General features: G+C 32.6%; 11 protein-coding genes and 1 tRNA gene. 9 read left to right on the plus strand and 3 right to left on the minus strand.

Annotation, left to right across the window (positions count from 1 at the left end; all coding sequences use genetic code 11):
- Window positions 1-112 precede the first annotated feature (112 nt).
- The 4 genes from M3P09_RS09890 to M3P09_RS09905 are packed head-to-tail and all read left to right on the plus strand — an operon-like array spanning window position 113 to window position 9,923.
- Window positions 113-3,040 (plus strand): SusC/RagA family TonB-linked outer membrane protein, encoded by a 2,928-nt coding sequence (locus M3P09_RS09890; protein ID WP_249973018.1) that lies wholly within the window; start codon window positions 113-115, stop codon window positions 3,038-3,040.
- A 14-nt stretch (window positions 3,041-3,054) separates the two neighbouring features.
- The gene (locus M3P09_RS09895) at window positions 3,055-4,710 is read left to right on the plus strand and encodes a RagB/SusD family nutrient uptake outer membrane protein (protein ID WP_249973019.1); all 1,656 of its coding nucleotides are present in this window, start codon (window positions 3,055-3,057) and stop codon (window positions 4,708-4,710) included.
- Window positions 4,711-4,762: 52 nt separating this feature from the next.
- On the plus strand, window positions 4,763-8,095 hold the full coding sequence (locus M3P09_RS09900) for a CRTAC1 family protein (protein ID WP_249973020.1): 3,333 nt from the start codon (window positions 4,763-4,765) through the stop codon (window positions 8,093-8,095).
- 1 nt (window position 8,096) lies between these two features.
- Window positions 8,097-9,923: a DUF3472 domain-containing protein gene (locus M3P09_RS09905; RefSeq protein ID WP_249973021.1), complete on the plus strand. Its 1,827-nt coding sequence runs from the start codon at window positions 8,097-8,099 to the stop codon at window positions 9,921-9,923.
- Window positions 9,924-10,021: 98 nt separating this feature from the next.
- On the opposite strand, the gene M3P09_RS09910 is transcribed toward M3P09_RS09905, so the two are convergent.
- Window positions 10,022-10,552, minus strand: a complete 531-nt coding sequence (locus tag M3P09_RS09910; RefSeq protein WP_249973022.1) for an alpha-ketoglutarate decarboxylase — start codon at window positions 10,550-10,552, stop codon at window positions 10,022-10,024.
- 158 nt (window positions 10,553-10,710) lie between these two features.
- On the opposite strand from M3P09_RS09910, the gene M3P09_RS09915 reads away from it, so the two are divergent.
- Together M3P09_RS09915 and odhB are read left to right on the plus strand one after the other, a co-directional pair.
- The gene (locus M3P09_RS09915; RefSeq protein WP_249973023.1) at window positions 10,711-13,455 is read left to right on the plus strand and encodes a 2-oxoglutarate dehydrogenase E1 component; all 2,745 of its coding nucleotides are present in this window, start codon (window positions 10,711-10,713) and stop codon (window positions 13,453-13,455) included.
- A 44-nt stretch (window positions 13,456-13,499) separates the two neighbouring features.
- Window positions 13,500-14,717 (plus strand): 2-oxoglutarate dehydrogenase complex dihydrolipoyllysine-residue succinyltransferase, encoded by a 1,218-nt coding sequence (gene odhB, locus M3P09_RS09920; RefSeq protein WP_249973024.1) that lies wholly within the window; start codon window positions 13,500-13,502, stop codon window positions 14,715-14,717.
- Window positions 14,718-15,358: 641 nt separating this feature from the next.
- Here the strand turns inward: odhB and M3P09_RS09925 are convergent.
- Window positions 15,359-15,985, minus strand: coding sequence for a response regulator (locus M3P09_RS09925; protein WP_099563278.1), 627 nt, complete (start codon window positions 15,983-15,985; stop codon window positions 15,359-15,361).
- 69 nt (window positions 15,986-16,054) lie between these two features.
- Window positions 16,055-16,495 carry a retropepsin-like aspartic protease gene (locus M3P09_RS09930; RefSeq protein ID WP_249973025.1) on the minus strand — a complete coding sequence of 147 codons (441 nt, stop codon included), beginning with the start codon at window positions 16,493-16,495 and terminating at the stop codon, window positions 16,055-16,057.
- An 85-nt stretch (window positions 16,496-16,580) separates the two neighbouring features.
- Here M3P09_RS09930 and M3P09_RS09935 point away from each other — a divergent pair, with 85 nt between their 5' ends.
- From M3P09_RS09935 to M3P09_RS09945, 3 genes are all read left to right on the plus strand, one after another.
- Window positions 16,581-17,348: a TatD family hydrolase gene (locus tag M3P09_RS09935; protein WP_249973026.1), complete on the plus strand. Its 768-nt coding sequence runs from the start codon at window positions 16,581-16,583 to the stop codon at window positions 17,346-17,348.
- Window positions 17,349-17,352: 4 nt separating this feature from the next.
- Window positions 17,353-18,384: an asparaginase gene (locus M3P09_RS09940; RefSeq protein ID WP_249973027.1), complete on the plus strand. Its 1,032-nt coding sequence runs from the start codon at window positions 17,353-17,355 to the stop codon at window positions 18,382-18,384.
- A gap of 77 nt (window positions 18,385-18,461) precedes the next feature.
- A tRNA-Ser gene (locus tag M3P09_RS09945) sits at window positions 18,462-18,549 on the plus strand.
- Window positions 18,550-18,554: the final 5 nt, after the last annotated feature.

The following is an 18,554-nucleotide window of genomic DNA, read 5'->3' on the forward strand; positions in this document are numbered from 1 at the left end:
CTTTCCAGATTTTACAAGAGGAATGTGGGTAAAACGTAAACCTTATAACTGGATGAAAGAAACATACTAAACTAATTAACAACTATATATAACTAAAACTAAAAACTATTTTATGAAAAAACTATTTACTTTTTTAGTGTTATTATCTACAGCTTGTTTTTGTTTTGAGACACATGCACAAAGTAGTGGCAAAACAATAACAGGAACTGTATTTGATGATAGCAATACACCAGCAATAGGTGTAAACATTGTTGTAGAAGGAACTTCTACAGGAGCAACTACTGATTTTGATGGAAATTATTCTATTAAAGTACCAGATGGAGGAACAGCGCTTACATTTTCTTTTTTAGGATTTAAAACTCAAACGATTGTTATTAACAATCAAACAACTATTAATGTAACCTTAGAAACCGATACCTCCACTTTAGATGAAGTTGTTGTTGTAGCCTATGGAACTCAAAAAAAGGAAGCTATTACATCCTCAGTTGTGAGTATTAAATCTGATGATTTAAAGGATATTACAACACCTGATGTATCTTCTATGTTACAAGGAAAAGCTGCAGGGGTGCAAGTAGCAGCATCTAGTGGAGCTCCAGGAGCTACTCCAAGTATTTTAATACGAGGTAGAGCCTCTTTGGGTGGACGTGTTACTCCTTTATGGGTTGTTGATGGTGTAATTCAACATGGTACGCCTATTGTAAATCCAAATGATGTAGAATCTATCTCTGTACTTAAGGATGCTTCAGCTACTGCTTTATATGGTTCGAGAGGTGCAAATGGGGTAGTTATTGTGAATACAAAAAGAGGTAAACTTGGGAAGTCTGAAGTTACTGTTAATACAAAAATAGCTATGAATGAGTTTAATACTGGAGAATTTGAAGTGATGAATTCACAACAGTTATACGATTATCATACGCAGTTTGGAAATACAAACCCATGGTTTACTCCAGACTTATTAACAAGAGATACAGATTGGCTTAATTTAGGAACTCAAACAGGTATAGTTAGGGATGCTAATGTGTCATTTACTTCTGGAACAGATAAACTAAATTTATTCATTAATGCAGGTTACTATAACGAATCTGGTACTTTACGTGGTAATGAATTAGATCGTTATACATTTCGTATGAATTTGGATTATAATATTTCTGAGCGCTTAAAGATAATGCCAAAAGTGTCATTTAGTTTTGATGATAGAGAGCGTGTGGCAGAAGCTCCTTTATACGAATTGTATTTGAACTTACCTTGGGATGTGCCATTTGAAGCAGATGGAACTCCAATAAATGCAGACCAGTCTCAAGATTGGTTAGGTAGAGATAAGCGAAACTATTTTTTCGACCAACAGTGGAATTATTCTTCTAGCAATATCTTTAATATGAGTGCTAACTTTGATTTTGACTATCAAATTGTACCTCATCTAACTTTTAAGTCGATTAATAATTTCACACTTTATCGTTCTTTATCGAAATCTTATACAGACCCAAGATCTAATGGAGGTTTGGCATCTGGCGGTAGTGTAAATGATTTTACAGCGAATAGAATAACAAGGCTTACAACACAAATGCTTAGGTATAATAATACATTTGGAGAGCATTCAGTAACAGCTTTGGCTGGTTATGAATATAACGATTACGTGTATGAGGATTTTGGAGCTACTGGAAATGGAATTATTCCTGGAGGAGAAATTTTAAATGCAACTAGTGAGCCTGGTTCAATTAATGGGTTTAAAAATGATTATGCTTTGCAGTCTTATTTTTTATCTACAGAATATGGTTTTGGAGATCGTTATTTTGCTAAAGCTTCAATACGTCGAGATGGAGCATCAAACTTTGGTTTAGATAATCAATATGGTAACTTTTTCTCTATTGGAGGAGGATGGCTAATCCATAATGAAGACTTTTTCAATAGTGAAGCTATTAACGAATTGAAATTGCGAGCTAGTTATGGTTCAGTAGGAAATAGACCTTCATCATTATATCCATATCAAGGAACTTATAGAGTAAATACTCAATACATTGGAATTCCTGGAGCTGTTCTTAATCAATTTGCAAATCCAGATTTGGGTTGGGAAAAATCATATGAAACGAACATTGCTATAGATGCTAGATTATTTGATAGAGTAGATGCCACAGTTGAGTATTATAATAAAGATACTTCAGACCTTTTATATTTTGTTAGTCTACCAGACATTACTGCATTTAGTGGTTTTTGGGAGAATATTGGTGGTGTCAAAAACAGTGGAATTGAGGCAGTAGTTTCTGCTGATATTATTCGAAATGATAATTTTAATTGGAATCTAGGCTTTAATATAGGTTTCAATACAAATGAAGTTACTGAATTATTTGAAGCTGATGAATTACCACAAGGAAGTAAGATCTGGAAAGTGGGAGAAGATGCTGACTCTTGGTTTATGAGAAAATGGCTAGGTGTTGACCCAGCTAATGGGCAACCACTTTGGGAAGTTGTAGATCCAGATACAGGAGCACGTTCAGAAACAAGTGATTATGCTAGCGCAACACCTCAGTTTTTAGGCAATAAATCGTCACCAGATTTCATCGGTGGTTTTAATACTAGCTTATCTTATAAAGGGATATCTTTAACTGCTAATTTTGATTTTTCTAAAGGGGGAGAGATTTACAACTCATCAAGAGAATTATTTGATTCAGACGGATTTTATTCAACATTCAATCAGCAAGTATTAAAAGATGGTTGGACAAGATGGCAAAACCCAGGGGATATAGCTACACACCCACAAGCTATAGAAGGAGGTAATAACAATTCTAACAAACCATCATCACGTTATTTAGAAGATGGTAGTTATTTAAGAATGCGTAATGTTACATTATCTTATAATTTGCCTCAGCTGGTGCTTAACAAATTAGGAGTGAGTAATGTTAATGTATACGTCTCAGGAGATAACTTATTTACATTTACTAAATATAGTGGTGTTGACCCAAGTGTAGGAGGTTTAGGCGGAAGCGCTAGTTTAAGTTATCCAATACCAAAACGTTATGTTTTTGGCGTTAATGTATCATTTTAATAAAAAAAAGAAAGATGAAAAAAATTATAATATTATTACCAATTATCGCACTACTATTAGTATCATGCGAATTGGAAAGAAATCCTTACGATCAAATAGCAGTAGATGATTTATTATCAGACCCAGGATCTATTGAAACAGCTACTGTTGGTAATTACGCCTTACTAAAAGGAAATGTAGGGTATGATGGATGGGTAGACGACTTACATAGAATATCTGAATATGCTGGAGATAATGTAACACTTAGTGGAGGTACAACCGATCACTTGTTTTTCTTATATAATTATCAATCTATACCTACAAATTCAAGGGTTGCTAGGTTTTGGAGTAATTCTTATAAAATTGCAGTAGGAACCAATGTAATGATTGAAAAAATTCCAGAAGGAGAATCAGATGATAAAGATCAGCTGTTAGGAGAAAATTATTACCTAAGAGGGTTGGTGTATTTTCAAATGGGAAATGTTTTTGGAAAGCCATATAGCCAAGGTAGTTCGAACCTGTCGGTACCACTAAAATTAACTTCAGATACAGAAGATAGACCAGATAGGCATACGGTACAAGATGTTTATGATCAAGTTCTAAGCGATTTGCTAAAAGCAGAAAGCTTAATGACTATTAATAAAGGAGCATCTTATGCTTCTAAAGAGGCAGCACAGGCTTTATTGTCGAGAGTGTATTTATACATGGGTGATGATGTAAAAGCGGAGGAGTATGCCAATAAGGTTATAGGCTCTGGACAATACAGTTTATTGTCTAACAGCGAATTTCAAGAAATGAATAAATTGATACCAAACAATAATGCAGAAGCTATTTTTGCAGTTACTTTAAGTAGTGCATCAGATCTTTTAGGTCAATGGGATGACTGGTTTACAATTGGATCGTTTTATGCAAGTATTGAAGGTTCTGGTTGGGGAGAAATGTATGCTTCTAGATCTTATTTAGATTTAATCGAACAAAACCCTACTGATGCTAGAAAAGCATTTATTGCACCACAATATACAGATGATGGTAGTGGTGGAAAAGTTCCTGCAGTATACTGGGTAAACGATGAATATAAGTACGAATTTAGAAATACAACAGAAGCTGGAGGCGTAACTACATTTACAGATGGAGGTACAACATATACTGTAGAATCTGAAGTTGCTGGAGGGAAAACAGTGTATTATTTTAATGGACCCAATGGAAGACAGGATGTTATAAAAGATTTTGATTTACAGAAACGAAATGGTCATCCTAAGTTCTTTATTCTTAAAGCATCATTACAAGAAGACGATGTACATATGTGGTCTCCAATGGTATCGCGTTTAGCAGAAATGTATCTTAATAAAGCAGAATCGTTAGCAAAACGAGGCCAAGATCAAGCGGCCTTAGACGAAATTAATGTTTTAAGAGATCGAGCTGGTATTCCAGAATATACTTTAGGAACTATCCCATCTGGGAAAACAGTGTTAGATGTAGTTTTAGAAGAACGTAGATTAGAATTGGCCTACGAGGGTCATAGGCGTTACGATGTATATAGAAACGGACGTACTATGAACCGTCGTTATCCAGGTACGCATTTAAATGGATCTAATCCATTTTTCGAGATACAAGCAAATAATAATAGAATTATTGAATTTATTCCAGAGCAGCAAATTATTCTGCAACCAAGTTTAATTCAAAACGATTAGATAATTAATAGTTAAGCCCCTTTCGGGGGGCTTTTTTATTATATTATGGTTTATGAGGTATATACAATATAAATATAGAATAGTTTTAGTGTTTTTTTTTCTTGTGTTTTCGTGTCAAAAATCAATTGATACATTACAAGCAGAAAAATTATTTTCAAAAGTGCCAACTGAAATTACAGGTGTCACTTTTGAAAATAAAATTTTAGAATCTGAAAAAATACATTATTATAAATACCTATACATTTATATTGGAGGAGGTGTAGCTGCTGCCGATTTTAATAATGACGGATTAGAAGATCTTTTTTTTACATCCAATATATACCATAATAAACTCTTCTTAAATAAAGGTGATTTTAAGTTTGAGGATATTACCTTAAAAGCAGGTATTAAAAAAAGAGTAGGATTTGATGTTGGTGTATCTGTAGCTGATGTTAATAATGATGGGTTTTTAGATATTTATATTAATAGAGCAGGTTGGTACAATGGAGACGAAAAACTAGCCAATATGCTTTATATAAATAATGGAGACCTTACTTTCTCAGAACAAGCTAGCGCTTATGGTTTAGCCGAAACAAATAGGTCTATAGCATCAACATTTTTTGATTATGATAAGGATGGTGATTTAGATGTTTATATAGCCAATGCACCCTCAGGGTTTGCATTATCTGGAAAATTAATTGATCTAGAAAAAATTCAAAAAAACGAAGAAACAAAAGCATTTAGAGGCAGTGATAAATTATATAATAATGATGGTAATGGGTATTTTACAGATGTATCTTTAAAAGCTGGAATTCTGCCAGACTTAGGATTTGGACTTAATGCTCAAGTTGGAGACCTTAATAATGATGGTTGGCCAGATATTTATGTGTCTAACGATTTTATCGGACCCGATTTCGCTTATATAAATAACGGAGATGGTACTTTTAAAGATGATCGAAATCACTTATTTAAACACATCTCTTATTATAGCATGGGTAGTGATATAGCTGATATTAACAATGATGGTCTGTCAGATTTATTGGTGTTGGATATGAGTCCAGATGATTATATTCGATCAAAAACCACTATGTCTATGATGTCTATAGATCGATTTCAAGACATGATTGATAAAGATTACCATCACCAATACATGCATAATGTTATGCAAGTAAATAATGGTAATGGTACTTTTAGTGAAGTGGCAAATATGTCTGGAGTTGCAAAAACCGATTGGAGTTGGGCGTCTCTTATGGCAGATTTTGATTTAGATGGATTAAACGATATTTATATAACAAATGGTATTTACAGAGATGTTGTAGATAGAGATACTAATATTGAGATTAATAAATACATTGATGCTAACAAATCAACCTTAACAGAAAAAGATTTTTTTGATTTTACACAAAAATTACCCCAGCAGAAACTTACTAATTATTTGTTTAAAAATAAAGGCGATTTACAATTTGATAATAAAACAGACGATTGGGCTGATGAATCTCCTAGCTTTTCAAATGGAGCTGTATATGTAGATTTAGATAATGATGGCGATTTAGATATTGTTACAAATAATTTAGATGAAAATGCTACTATACTACGTAATAATGCTACTACTCTAACAAAGAATAACTATATAAAATTCAAGTTTAAAGGAGCTGTAAAAAATAAATTTGGAGTAGGTACAGCTGTTAAAATACATCAAAAAAACGGACAGGTATTAACCAGAGAACTAGTAAATTCTAGAGGTTATTTGTCTTCAATGTCAAATACATTACACTTTGGGTTAGGGTTAGACGCTACAATTCCTAGAATAGAAATTGTTTGGAATGATGGTAAAACACAAACTTTAAAGAATGTTAAAGCAAATCAAACCTTAATAGTTAACCATTCAGAAAGTATTAAGCTTGCAGAAAATACAAATACAGCTAAAAAGGAAAAACTATTTACTGAGTATGATTTTGATTTTTCACACCAAGAAATACCTTTTAAAGATTACGATAAACAATTATTATTACCTCACAAATTATCACAAACAGGACCGGCAGTAGCGTCTACAGATTTAAATGGCGATGGGCTAGATGATGTTTTTATAGGAGGGGCACATCAGCAATCTGCTCAACTATTAATTGGAAATAGAGAAGGAAACTTTAAAGCAATATCTATATCAGATTTCACAAAAGACAGTAAATACGAAGATGTTTCTGCTTGTTTTTTTGATGCAGATAATGATGGTGACGACGATTTATATGTGGTAAGCGGAAGCTATGAATTTGATGAGGATTCAGATTTGCTTCAAGACAGACTTTATATTAATCATGGTAATTATAATTTTAAACGCTCAAATTTAAAATTACCAGTATTAAAGTCATCAGGTTCAGTTGTAAGTGCTTCAGATTATGATAATGATGGCGATATAGACCTTTTTATAGGTAGCCGTGTTATTCCTGGAAAATATCCATATGCCCCAGTTAATTATCTTCTTATTAATGAAAAAGGAACCTTTATTGATGGTACAAAACAATATGCTCAAGATGTAGAAAAAGTAGGAATGGTTACAGATGCTCAATGGAATGATATAGATAATGACAATGATTTAGATTTAATTATAACTGGAGAGTGGATGGGAATCGAAATTTTTGCAAATAACAATGGACATCTTTCAAGAGATTATAATTATTCTGACTTAGCATTAGCAAAAGGTTGGTGGAATAAAATCCTAATTGAAGATATTGACGGAGATGGAGATCAAGATATTATTGCTGGCAACTTAGGCCTTAATTATAAATTTCATGCTTCAAAAGAAAAACCGTTTCACATATACACTAATGATTTTGACAATAATGGAACAGAAGATATTGTATTGGCTAAATATTACAATTCAAAACAAGTTCCTGTAAGAGGAAAATCTTGTACTTCGCAACAAATGCCATTCCTAAAGGAAAAGATTAAAACATATACTGATTTTGCAAATTCAGATTTGAAGGGCATTTTAGGAGAGGGTATTAATTCGTCATTACATTATGAAGCCACAGAATTCCAATCAGGTATTTTTTTTAATGAAGGAAATAATCAATTTAGTTTTTCTGCATTTCCAATAGAAGCACAAACAGCTCCCATTAATAGTATTATTTATAAGGATTTTGATGGAGATAATGTAAAAGACCTTTTAATGGCAGGCAATAATTATCATTCTGAAGTTGAAACAACACGTGCTGATGCTGGAGTCGGGGTGTTTTTTAAAGGAACTAAAACTAAAGATTTTAAACACATATCTAATAGACAAATAGGTTTATACGCAGATTCTGATGTTAGAGCTTTAACCTATTTAAAAACAGTAGATGGTAATCTTGTGCTGATTTCAAACAATAATAATAAACATCAATTATATAAAGTTTTTAATAATTTATAACATGCATATAGTAAAAACACGAATAAATTTATTGAGTTCAAACCTCCTATTAATATTCTTAATTAATATTTTAATTTCTTGCAGCTCTTGTTCTCAACATGATAGTTCTTCAGAAATAGAACTAGAAGAAGAAACAGAAGCATTAGAGTTAACAAAAGCAATTCCGATAGGATCAAATAGTTGGGTAGTAAACAATTTAACTCAAGATAATAGTGTTGTATCTGATTCTGGAATACATAATTGGACATCTTTGGATGACGTTATTCGTACTTATGTTAAAACAGGTGCAGGTAAATTAAATTTAGGTTTTAAAATTAAATCACCAGAAACATCTAAAATAAAGGTAACAGTCGGGAGTGTTTCAAAAGAAATAACTATTTCCAATAGTACATATAAAACCGAAGAGGTTGGAACATTTACTGTTCCTGAAGGGTATAATCACATTGAAATTCAAGGGTTAGAAAAAACAGGAAACTACATTGGCGATATTAATGAAATTCTTTTTGGAGGACCTGCAGTAAGTTCTGGAATTACATTTGTCCCTACAAATAACTTTCACTTTGGAAGAAGAGGTCCGTCTGTTCATATGAGCTATGAAGAACCAGAGGGTAAAAATGTACAATGGTTTTATAACGAGGTTACAGTACCTGAAGGGGAAGATCAATTAGGTACATTTTTTATGGCAAATGGTCATGCTGAAGGTTATTTCGGAATGCAAGTTAATTCATCTACAGAAAGGCGTGTTTTGTTTTCCATTTGGAGTGCCTTTAGTACCGATGATCCTAATCAAATACCAGAAGATTATAAAGTTACTAATTTAGGAAACGGAACAGGAGTAACTGTTCAGGATTTTGGTAATGAAGGTTCGGGCATACAATCTTTTATTGATGTAGATTGGAAAGCAGGGGTAACATATAAGTTTTTACTAAAAGGAGAGCCTTCTATTGGCGTTTCTGGATCTACAGATTATACAGGATATTTTTATGACCCTGAGGTTGGAGATTGGCAATTAATTGCTAGTCTAAGAAGACCAAAAACAGACACTCATTTATCAAGATTACACTCATTCTTAGAAAATTTTAATCCCAGCACCGGATATCTTTCCAGAAAAGTAAATTACGGAAACCAATGGGCATATACTACCGATAATACATGGACAGAAATGACAAACGGGACATTTACTGTTGATGCAACAGCTGCGAATGGAGAAAGATTAGACTTTGAAGGAGGTACAAATGGTAATAAGTTCTTTTTAAAGAACTGTGGTTTCTTTAACGCTAATGTGCAACCTAATACAGCTTTTACGAGAACGACATCTGGTGCTGCTCCCAATATAGATTTTACTACCCTAGAAATTCCTAAACTTCCAGACCCTCCTGCTCCAGTAACATTGTTAGACAGAAGTACATGGACAATTTCAGACTTTAGTACTCAAGAAGACAATGGAGGTGAAGGAGATACTGGTAGAGCTGCCGATATTTTAGACGATAATTTAGAGACTTACTGGCATTCTTGTTGGAGCGGTTGTACAGCAACAGCACCGCATTATATTGTTATAGATATGGGGGCAGAAATAGAAGTTGAAGGCATACGATTTGCTCAAAGGCAAACATTGTCTAGGGCTGTAAAAGATATTGAAATACAAATAAGTTCTGATAATACAACTTGGGAAAGTATGGGTGATTTCGCATTACAAAATGTCGCCACAGAGCAAGACATAGATTTTGGGGCAGCAAAAACATATAGATACCTTAAGGTTATAATAAAAGCATCACACGACGGTACCGATAATGCAGCTATGGCAGAAATTATGGGATACACAAAGTAACATTTTTATTTGAGTTAGTTTTTTTCACTATGCCTCTGGTTGTTTTTATAATCAGGGGCTTTGCTTTTATAAAACCAAATAGGGTAATTTTTTACGTGTTAAAAATAAAACCTCACAAAGGGTGCCCAAGAATCTGCATAAATACTTTTATCGGCATCATATAAAACATCGTATCTAACACCAAAAGTTACATTGCCATTTCTGTAACCTGCTCCAAAAAATAAAGCAGGAACCCAATAGTTTTCTTTACCTAAGTTTAAATTAACATCGTAGGTTCTGTTAACATTAAGTTGTTCAAACTCTGCAGAAAGCTGCAATTCTGTTAAAACATTAAATAAACCAATTATGCTACCACCAAGAATTGTTGATTTGTAAACGCCTTTTTGTTTGTTAAATGTAGCATTGAGCCCAAAACCAAGAGCTACATTATTATCAAATTCATAAATAGAACTAGGAGCAATGGTGCCACTAAAGTATCCATCACCAAAACTTAATCCTATGCCTCCGCCAAATCTAACATGATCCCAAAATTCACTGTTTTGCTGCTGTGCAATTAAAATATTTGAACTTATAAAAAGTGTTAAAAAAACAAGTTTTACTTTTTTGTTAATGAATGAATTTGTAATCATATAAAATAAGAAATAATCAAAATTTTAATAAAGAGTGATTGTTTATTTTTTAAACATTTGATAATTCTTATAAATATAATAAAAGAAACATCTAATTTTAGTAAAAGTTGTATTTTTGAAAAATATTTTGACTAACCTTTACGGTATTAAAAATAATAATGGATAAATTTTCATTTTTAAACGCAGCACATACAGCATATTTTGCTGATTTATACGAGCAATATTTACAAAATCCTGACGCGGTAGAACCAAGTTGGAGAGCTTTTTTTCAAGGTTACGATTTTGGTTCCGAGAATTATGGATTAGAAGGTGAAATTGTTGAAGGGGTTTCTACTCAAATCCCAGAACATGTTCAAAAAGAATTTCAAGTAGTTAAGCTTATTGATGGGTATAGAATACGCGGACATTTATTTACAAAAACTAACCCTGTAAGAGAGCGTAGAACATATACACCTACTTTAGATATTAGTAATTTTGGACTAACTGAAGGAGATCTAGATACTGTATTTAGTGCTGGCGATATCTTAGGCATAGGCGCAAAAACTTTGCGTGAAATAGTAGTACATTTAGAAGATATTTATTGTAGTTCTATAGGTATAGAGTACATGTATTTGCGTAATCCAGAAGTTATAAAATGGTGGCAGAGCCAATTAAACGAAAATGACAATCAACCTAACTATTCGGTTGAAACAAAAAAGTATATTCTTTCAAAATTAAATCAAGCTGTTACTTTCGAAAGCTTTTTACAAACAAAATATGTTGGTCAAAAACGTTTTTCGTTAGAAGGAGGCGAATCATTAATCCCGGCCTTAAGCAATGTGCTTTATTACGCTGTTGAAAAATATGGTGTAAAAGAATGTGTTTTAGGAATGGCACACCGTGGACGATTAAGCACTCTAGTAAACATTTTTAGAAAACCATTAAGAGAGCTTTTTAGTGAGTTTGATGGAAAAGATTTTGAAGACGAAAACATTGATGGTGATGTAAAGTATCATTTGGGGTTAACGCTTGATAAAACGTACCAAAACGGAAAAAATATCAAGATGAATTTGGTTCCAAATCCATCACATTTAGAAACGGTAGCTTCTGTAGCAGAAGGAATTACAAGAGCAAAAATAGATTCCGACTATGGAGGTGATGATTCTAAAATAATTCCGATAATTGTACATGGTGATGCTGCAATTGCTGGACAAGGTATTGTATACGAAGTGGCACAAATGAGCCAGCTTAATGGGTATAAAACAGGAGGAACAATACATATTGTAGTAAACAATCAAATAGGTTTTACAACCAACTATTTAGATGCACGCTCAAGTACCTATTGTACCGATGTTGCTAAAGTAACACTATCTCCAGTTTTACATGTAAATGCTGACGATGCTGAAGCTGTTGTTCATGCAGTTGAAATGGCTTTAGAATACAGAATGCGTTACAAAAAAGATGTATATATAGATTTATTGGGGTATAGAAAATATGGGCATAATGAAGGAGATGAGCCTAGATTTACACAGCCAAAATTATATAAAAATATTTCAAAGCATTCAAATCCTTTTAAAATTTATTCTGATAAACTTATAGAGGAAAGCACTATTGATAGAACATACTTAGATAACATAGTATTAAGCTTTAAGGATACTTTAGAAAGGGAATATTCAAAATCAAAAGAAGCTGATTCATCTAAAGTTAGAGAATTTATGCAAGAACGTTGGACAGCGTTTGAGCGTAGAGGAATAGATTCTATGCTAGAATCTGTTAATACAAATTACTCTAAAGATAAGTTAGAGCACATATCAAAAGTGGTTTCAACAGTGCCAGAAGGTGTTAAGTTTTTACGTAAAGCAGAACGCATTTTGGATGGTAGAGCAAAAATGGTTTTTGAAACCGATATGCTTGATTGGGGAATGGCTGAAACTTTAGCTTATGGTAGTTTGATGGAAGAAGGGTTTAACATCCGTATTTCTGGACAAGATGTAGAACGTGGTACTTTTAGTCATCGTCATGCTATTTTAAGAGATGAGATTTCAGAAGAACGCATAAATCTGTTAAATACAAACCCAGAAAACAAAGGTAAAATGGATATTTATAATTCCTTTTTATCAGAATATGGTGTATTAGGCTTTGACTATGGATATGCAATGGCCAACCCTAATACTTTAACTATTTGGGAAGCGCAGTTTGGTGATTTTAGTAATGGAGCTCAAATTATTTTCGATCAATATTTATCGGCAGCAGAAGATAAATGGAAAGCACAAAATGGTATTGTTGTATTATTGCCACATGGATATGAAGGACAAGGGTCTGAGCATTCATCTGCAAGAATGGAGCGCTATTTACAATTGTGTGCCGAGGACAATATGATTGTTGCAGATTGTACAACACCTGCAAATTTTTTCCATTTATTACGTCGTCAAATGAAGCGTGATTTTAGAAAACCTTTAATCGTATTTACGCCAAAAAGTTTATTACGTCACCCAAAAGCAGTTTCATCAATAAAAGAATTAGCAACAGGCACTTTTGAAGAGGTTATAGATGATACGGTAAATCCAAAGAGCATAAAAAAATTAGTATTCTGTACAGGAAAATTCTATTATGACTTATTAGCTGAAAGAGAAAAATTGAATAATGAAGATGTAGCATTGGTAAGAATAGAACAATTATTCCCGTTGCATTTAGATAAAATTCAGCAAGTGATAGACCGTTATTCAAATGTCGAAAATTATGTTTGGGCTCAAGAAGAACCGAAAAATATGGGAGCTTGGAGCCATATAATGGAACGCTTAGATTTGGTTAAATTAAATGTTTGTGCCAGACCATATAGTTCTGTGCCAGCACCAGGATCTAGTACAAGAGATAAGAGAAGACAACAACGCGTTATAAATGCTGTTTTCAATAACGAAAATTAAAAAGCGATATTTATAAAATTCATATACAATTCAAATTATAGAGCATGATTTTAGAAATGAAAGTACCATCACCAGGGGAATCTATTACAGAAGTAGAAATAGCAACATGGTTAGTTGAAGATGGAGATTATGTAGAAAAAGACCAGGCTATTGCCGAGGTAGATAGTGATAAAGCAACCCTTGAATTACCAGCTGAGGTTAGCGGAACAATTACGCTTAAAGCAGAAGAAGGAGATGCTGTTGCTGTAGGAGCAGTAGTTTGTTTAATTGACACTAGTGCAGAAAAACCAGAAGGAGGAGATGCTGTAAAAGAAGAAAAAAAGGAAGAAGACCCAAAAGCTGAAAAGAAAAGTGCTAGTTTGAGTACTAATGAAAACAAAACATATGCTACAGGAACAGCAAGTCCAGCAGCTAAAAAAGTTTTAGCCGAAAAAGGAATAGATGCAGCTTCAGTTTCTGGAACAGGAAAAGATGGTCGTATTACAAAAGAAGATGCTGTAAATGCGGTGCCTAGTATGGGAACGCCAACAGGAGGAAGCAGAGGGACTTCTAGAAGTAAAATGTCTATGTTGCGTCGTAAAGTAGCAGAACGTTTAGTTGAAGCTAAAAATACAACAGCTATGTTAACCACATTTAATGAGGTTGATATGTCTCCAATCTTCGCATTACGAAGAGAGTATAAAGAAACCTTTAAAGCAAAACATGGTGTTGGCTTAGGGTTTATGAGTTTCTTTACTTTGGCTGTAGTTAGAGCTTTAAAAATGTATCCGGCTGTGAATTCTATGATTGATGGAAAAGAAATGATTTCTTATGATTTTTGCGACATTAGCATTGCAGTTTCTGGACCAAAAGGACTTATGGTTCCTGTAATGAGGAATGTTGAAAATTTAAGCTTTAGAGGTGTTGAATCTGAAGTGAAAAGGTTAGCTATTCGTGCTCGCGACGGACAAATTACTGTTGATGAAATGACAGGAGGAACATTTACCATTTCTAACGGAGGTGTTTTTGGAAGTATGTTATCTACACCAATAATTAACCCACCACAAAGCGGTATTTTAGGAATGCATAATATTGTTGAACGACCAGTAGCTATTGATGGAAAAGTTGAAATACGACCTATTATGTATGTGGCATTATCATACGACCATAGAATTATTGATGGTAAAGAAAGTGTAGGGTTCTTAGTAGCTGTTAAAGAAGCTTTAGAAAACCCAACAGAATTATTAATGAATAACGATATTAAAAAAGCATTAGAGCTTTAGTAATATTAAGTTTTTATATACAAAAAAAGCCACCTTCTTTAGGTGGCTTTTTTTTTCAATTAATTCTTTTTTAAAGACTAACTAAAACTAAAAAAAGGTAACAAGAATATTAATTGAAATCACAATTAAAACCAATATTATTAGTCCTATTGCAAAAAATTTTTCAAGAGTATTATTTCTTTCCATTTTGTATATATAAAGACAGGTTTGGGGTAAATTAGTTCTCTTTTTTTTAAAGACTCTGTATTGTGAAAAACACAGAGCCTTCAATAATTCTCCCTAAGAACTAATTAATAGCACTGTAAAAGTATAGTATAGTATTGATAAAAAAAATACGTACTTCTACGTATTTTTTAGATGGATATTATCATTAAATAAAAAAAGCTCTAAATCATTACAATTTAGAGCCTTCAATAATTCTCCCTAAGAACTAATTAATAGCACTGTAAAAGTATAGTATAGTATTGATAAAAAAAATACGTACTTCTACGTATTTTTTAGATAGATATTATTATTAAACAAAAGAAAGCTCTAAATCATTACAATTTAGAGCCTTCAATAATTCTCCCTAAGAACTAATTAATAGCACTGTAAAAGTATAATATAGTATTGATAAAAAAAATACGTACTTCTACGTATTTTTAAAGAAAGTCTTTATTTAAGTTCGCCCAAATTGAAAGGGAGGTAGGTTTGTTGTCTAACCCTAATTTTGCTACAATATTACTTCTGTGCTTTTCTACAGTTCTTACAGAAATTATTAATTCGTTGGCAATGTCATGGCTGGTTTTATTTTCAGATATAAGCTTAACAATTTTTAACTCAGATTTACTTAAGGAAGCTAAAGCATCTGGCTTTTGTTGACTAGCGCTTAAATAATCAGCAATTTCTTCACTAAAATACGACTTGTTATTTACAACGTGTTTAATGCAAGTTTCAATTTCTTCAATAGCAAATTCTTTTAAAATATATCCGTAAACACCAAACTCTAAAGCCTTGTCATAAACTTCCTCTTCTTTATCAAAGGTTATTAAAATAACTTTGGTATTAAGATTGTTCTTTTTGCAAGCTTCTGCAATTTCTAAACCAGTTTTGTGAGGCATTCTTATATCTAGAATGGCAATTTCAGGTTTTAATTTTACGATAAGATTATAAGCAGCATTTCCGTCTTGAGCACTCCCAACAATATTAAAACCTTTTGAGGTTAAAAAATCGGATAGACCTCTTAACATTAGCGGATGGTCGTCTGCAATTACAATGCTATGATTCATTAATTAATTGGTAGGGATTATTTTGCTATATAATTATATTATAAATGTAAGGATTAAAACTATAGATTCTTATAGTTTTAGGTATAAATATTTCTTTTCGTAATCAATTATAGCTTTTGCTTTTTTTAAAATATCTGCACCAATAATACCATCAACAGGTTTTGCGTTATGATTTATAAGGGCAGTGTTAACGTGCGAAAGGTTAAATAAAACCAAAACAATTTTATTATGCTTCCATTTGCCTATTTTAATTTTATTTTTCTTTGCCATTTTAGTATCCATATCTATAGCACCAGCACCTGCTGCTTTAATTAAAGAATCTTCGGCTAATAGGTTAAAATTTTCAACAGCCTCAAACCCCACACATGAACTAGATGCTCCTGTATCTAAAATAAAAAGACCTTTTACACCATTAATAGTCGCCTTGACTTCAAAATGATTTGTTTTAGTAAGCTTCAATTTTACTTTTGTGTAGCCTTTATCTAGTAAAAATTGCTGGTGAGATTGCATCTAATTTAGTTTTAAACAAATATAATGATGTAAAACAATTATTTTTACAAAATAATGCTAATGATACCACATAAAATAATAAAATTTGATAATAACAGATACCCACACTCATTTATATAGCGAGTCTTTTGATGAAGATAGAGAGCAGATAATAAATCGTGCTATTGAGCTAGGCGTAATACGATTTTTTATTCCAGCAATAGACTCTACCTATACAGATGCCATGTTTCAACTTGAAAAAAAATACCCAGATTATATGTTTTTAATGATGGGTTTGCATCCAACGCATGTAAAGAATAATTATATTGAAGAATTAAAGCATGTTGAAAAGTTGCTTGCAGAAAGAAGTTTTTATGCTATTGGAGAAATAGGGATTGACTTATATTGGGATACATCTACTCTAGATATTCAAAAAAAGGCTTTTAAGCATCAAATTCAATTAGCAAAGAAATACCAGTTACCAATTGTTATTCATTGTCGTGATGCTTTCGATGAAATATTTGAAGTTTTAGAAGAAGAAAAGAGTGACGATTTGTTTGGGATATTTCATTGCTTTACAGGAACTATAGAACAAGCACATCAGGCTATATCCTACAATATGAAATTAGGTATAGGAGGAGTGGTTACTTTTAAAAACGGAAAGATTGATAAGTTTTTAAATCAAATCGATTTAAAACACATAGTTTTAGAAACCGATGCCCCATATTTGTCTCCCGTTCCCTATAGAGGTAAGCGAAACGAAAGTTCATATATAATAAAGGTGTTAGAAAAGTTATCAGACCTATATAATATGTCTCAACAAGATATAGCTAAAGTCACAACCGAAAATTCAAAATCTGTTTTTAAAATTTAAAATTATGGCAAATACCAAACCTAATATATTACTTATATATACTGGCGGAACTATAGGTATGATTAAAGATTTTAAAACAGGAGCTCTTCGAGCTTTCGATTTTAAAAACCTTTTAAAGAGAATTCCAGAGCTAAACTTATTAGATTGTAATATAGATACAATCTCATTTAAAGAACCTATTGATTCTAGTAATATGAACCCTAAATATTGGGTGCAAATTGCAGAAATAATTGAGAAAAATTATGATCAGAATGATGGTTTTGTTGTGTTGCACGGAAGTGATACCATGAGCTATACAGCATCGGCATTAAGTTTTATGTTAGAAAACCTTGCAAAACCAGTAGTTTTTACAGGATCACAGCTACCTATAGGTGATTTACGAACAGACGCCAAAGAAAATTTAATTACCTCAATACAAGTCGCATCATTACGACATAGAAAAAGACCAGTAGTTAAAGAAGTGTGTTTGTATTTTGAATATAAATTGTATCGAGCAAATAGAACAACAAAAATTAATGCAGAACATTTTGAAGCTTTTGCTTCATTAAATTACCCAGACCTAGCAGAGTCTGGAGTACATTTAAAAGTCAACAACGAATATTTGTTTAAGCCTAATTTAAAAAAAAGCTTAGTTGTTCATAAAAATTTAGATAAGAATATAGCGTTGGTAAAGCTATTTCCAGGAATTTCAGAGCAGGTTTTACAGAGTATTTTTAATACTCCTGATTTGAAAGGTGTTATTTTAGAAACCTATGGAGCCGGTAATTGTAGTACTGAAGATTGGTTTGTTACTTTGCTGAAAAATGCAATATCAAAAGGGATACATATTATAAATGTAACGCAGTGTTCGGGAGGTGGAGTTATTATGGGGCATTATGAAACGAGTAACCAGCTAAAAAAAATAGGCGTTATTTCAGGAAAAGACATCACAACAGAGGCTGCTATTAGTAAATTAATGTATTTATTAGGGCAAAATATTTCGAGTAAAACCTTCAAAACCAGTTATGAAATGGGTTTAAGAGGAGAAATATCTTAAAATTAACTGTTAAAATTTTAACACCTTGATTTTTTTTTGTTATTTGAGCCACCGTAATTAAAAGTACTGTGAAATACAGAGAGGTGGCCGAGTGGCTTAAGGCGCACGCTTGGAAAGCGTGTATGCGTTAATAGCGTATCGAGGGTTCGAATCCCTTCCTCTCTGCTGTT

Origin of the sequence: Jejuia spongiicola (genome assembly GCF_023502325.1) — a bacterium.
GTDB classification, from domain to species: Bacteria; Bacteroidota; Bacteroidia; order Flavobacteriales; family Flavobacteriaceae; genus Wocania_A; species Wocania_A spongiicola.

What these genes read in the sequence shown, in the direction of transcription:
- M3P09_RS09900 (WP_249973020.1), top strand. Translation starts at nt 4,763, where the DNA reads ATGAGGTATATACAATATAAATATAGAATAGTTTTAGTGTTTTTTTTT.
- M3P09_RS09890 (WP_249973018.1), top strand. Translation starts at nt 113, where the DNA reads ATGAAAAAACTATTTACTTTTTTAGTGTTATTATCTACAGCTTGTTTT.
- M3P09_RS09905 (WP_249973021.1), top strand. Translation starts at nt 8,097, where the DNA reads ATGCATATAGTAAAAACACGAATAAATTTATTGAGTTCAAACCTCCTA.
- M3P09_RS09915 (WP_249973023.1), top strand. Translation starts at nt 10,711, where the DNA reads ATGGATAAATTTTCATTTTTAAACGCAGCACATACAGCATATTTTGCT.
- M3P09_RS09930 (WP_249973025.1), bottom strand. Translation starts at nt 16,495, where the DNA reads ATGCAATCTCACCAGCAATTTTTACTAGATAAAGGCTACACAAAAGTA.
- M3P09_RS09895 (WP_249973019.1), top strand. Translation starts at nt 3,055, where the DNA reads ATGAAAAAAATTATAATATTATTACCAATTATCGCACTACTATTAGTA.
- odhB (WP_249973024.1), top strand. Translation starts at nt 13,500, where the DNA reads ATGATTTTAGAAATGAAAGTACCATCACCAGGGGAATCTATTACAGAA.
- M3P09_RS09940 (WP_249973027.1), top strand. Translation starts at nt 17,353, where the DNA reads ATGGCAAATACCAAACCTAATATATTACTTATATATACTGGCGGAACT.
- M3P09_RS09925 (WP_099563278.1), bottom strand. Translation starts at nt 15,985, where the DNA reads ATGAATCATAGCATTGTAATTGCAGACGACCATCCGCTAATGTTAAGA.
- M3P09_RS09910 (WP_249973022.1), bottom strand. Translation starts at nt 10,552, where the DNA reads ATGATTACAAATTCATTCATTAACAAAAAAGTAAAACTTGTTTTTTTA.